The organism is Microcystis sp. LE19-84.1B (assembly GCF_027531875.1).
Classification (GTDB): Bacteria; Cyanobacteriota; Cyanobacteriia; order Cyanobacteriales; family Microcystaceae; genus Microcystis; species Microcystis panniformis.
The window spans coordinates 1-2,430 of sequence record NZ_JAPZSR010000447.1 but is presented as its reverse complement, the minus strand read 5'-3'; the positions used below and the strand labels follow the sequence as shown (position 1 = coordinate 2,430).

Annotated in this window: 2 protein-coding genes; both read right to left on the bottom strand. The window is 40.5% G+C overall.

Annotation, left to right across the window (positions count from 1 at the left end; genetic code table 11):
- Window positions 1-175: 175 nt before the first annotated feature.
- A complete protein-coding gene (locus tag O9324_RS25220) occupies window positions 176-1,549 on the bottom strand; it encodes a 1-acyl-sn-glycerol-3-phosphate acyltransferase (RefSeq protein ID WP_288141642.1) in 1,374 nt (457 codons plus the stop codon).
- 343 nt (window positions 1,550-1,892) lie between these two features.
- Window positions 1,893-2,430, bottom strand: a 538-nt coding sequence (locus O9324_RS25215; RefSeq protein WP_288141641.1) for a Uma2 family endonuclease, incomplete at its 5' end; no start/stop codon positions are given.

The window sequence follows — 2,430 nt, the reverse complement described above, 5'->3', positions numbered from 1 at the left end:
AACTGATAACTGATAACTGATAACTGATAACTGATAACTGATAACTGATAACTGATAACTGATAACTGATAACTGATAACTGATAACTGATAACTGATAACTGATAACTGATAACTGATAACTGATAACTGATAACCGACTCCACCAACAAACTTTTTCAGCAAACCCTAATTATCTACTGATGAATAATTAAACTTTCTAAACTGGTTTGTAAATCTTGGGTTAATTGTGCTACGGCCGAGCGTCGATCGCTTTTATAATCGGCATAGCGCTCGGATACAGAAATAGGTTTACCAATAGTTATTATCGCTTTTTGTTGACCAATTTGGGGACGAAAAAAGGGATTACCTCCCTTAATTCTTGTTACTAAATCCCAGAGTAATAAAATTGTCTCGGCAAATCTTTCTACGCTGGGTTTTTCTTTGACATAATAACCAGTTACTGACACAAAACTTTCCACAATTCTCATGTGCCACATTCTTAAATTAGCTTCATCAGCTAGTCGATCAGCTAATCCTAATTCAAGGGGAGAAATAGAATGAGTGGGTTTTAATTCTTCCCGATAAATGCGTTCCCATCCTGCTTGTTCCAAACGACGACAGCGCTCGATCACATTACCATTAGGAGAAAGATGAAAATACTTTTCTGCGGTTTGTAGGGCCACATCTAATAAATTGGCTAAACGTTTGGCTAGGGTTTCATTTGGATCATCACCATTGGCAGGTACTACAGGTAAAGATTGATAGTAGAAATCTCGATAAAAATCCTCCATTAAGGATAATAATCTTTGTCCTAACCGAAAAAGACGCTCGTATAAAACATTTTCTTCTAGGGATGAATTCGGGATTGATTCTAAACCGCTATCGGTTTCTAAATTAGTTAAAATTCGCTCGATTTCTTGCCACACTGGAGTCAGATAAAAATACTGAATACCAATAGGTAAAATAATTACTTCTTGCTGTTGTTTAGCTTTTCTGACATCATCCACCCCCCAAAAAGCCAATTGAGAAATACCCGGTTCAATCGCACTGACAAGCTCATTATGTCCGTTAGTTGCCCCTTCCGGAGCAGCGGCTAAAGGATAATCTCCTTCTAATAATAAACGACGAGCCGAACGCAATCCGATTAAATCGGCTTTTCCCCGTTGAATTGGTGTGCCACCTAACTTAGAATATAACCATCCTACCCTTTCTCCCGCCCATAAAGGAATCCCTCGATCATACATAAAATGAGCGTGAATTGGATTGTTTAATTTTATTCCTAACTCTTGGGCTTTTTTGGGTACTAATTTCCACACAAGATAGGCCATACAGTAGGGATCGTTAATACTGGGATGACGGAAAGCGAGCAGTAAACGGACTTTTTTCTCTTGACTTTTTTGATAAAATGTGATTAAAGTTTCTAGATTGGCGGCCGAAATTTCTCTTAAGTTGGTTTGAGTTTGTAACCAAAGAGGTAAAAAGATTTGACATCCCTTTAAAAGCAAGGGATTAAGGTCAGGGGGGATAAATTCGAGGGGAGGTTGCGCGCCCAAAGATAGATTAGACATATAAGTATAAGTAGTCGTGCCAAATAAATTTTCTAGTTGAGACAGTTATCAGTTATCAGTTACCAGTTATCAGTTATCAGTTATCAGTTATCAGTTATCAGATTTGAGTTATCAGATTTGAGTTTTCAGTTCACTGTTTACTGTTTAAGGAAGAATCCAAGAAAACTCTGATCAATAATTACCCACTGGTCAAAAGGTAATCACAGCAGCAAACAGGTGTCGAGCTAGATTTCAAATAGACTGGGATTGCAGCATCCCTCCACCGTGAAAGGAGAAATTAACCGACTTTAAGCGAGGAGGAACACCAGTAGTTTACCTCCTCACCTAAACAAATACAGCTATACTATAGCTCTATCCCCATTTCCTGCAAACGAGCCGCCAGCCGTTGAGAACGCTGTCTTTCCGCTTCCAGAGCTTGCTGAGTAGCATTTAATTGCTCTTGTGCTGCAGCCGCTCGCTCCTGTGCTGCTTCTTCTGGCAAGGGGATTAAATTGCCTTCCGAGTCATAAAATCTGGCCCAGATTGCCGTTTCTCGGTCAATAGTACCCTCCCAAGTTCCCAACCAATAGCCTAAGGTTTCGCACCATAACCAGCCGCGCTCGTTTCGTTCTAAAGAATGGTAACGTTGGTCGGCCCCTAAATGCCATCCTTGTAAAGAATTGCCATCAAAAGGATCGTAGATGAAATAATCCGGCGTGCGGAAGGTTCCCTCATAAATTGCCTTTTTTCGCACTTTATCAGTCTTAGCGGTACTAGGAGAGGTTAATTCCACGATAACATCAGGATAACGTCCCTCTTCTTCCCAAATTACCCAACCCTGTCGCTCTCTCGTACCATCGACATTGAGGACAGCAAAGAAATCTGGCCCGCGAAAATCGCGA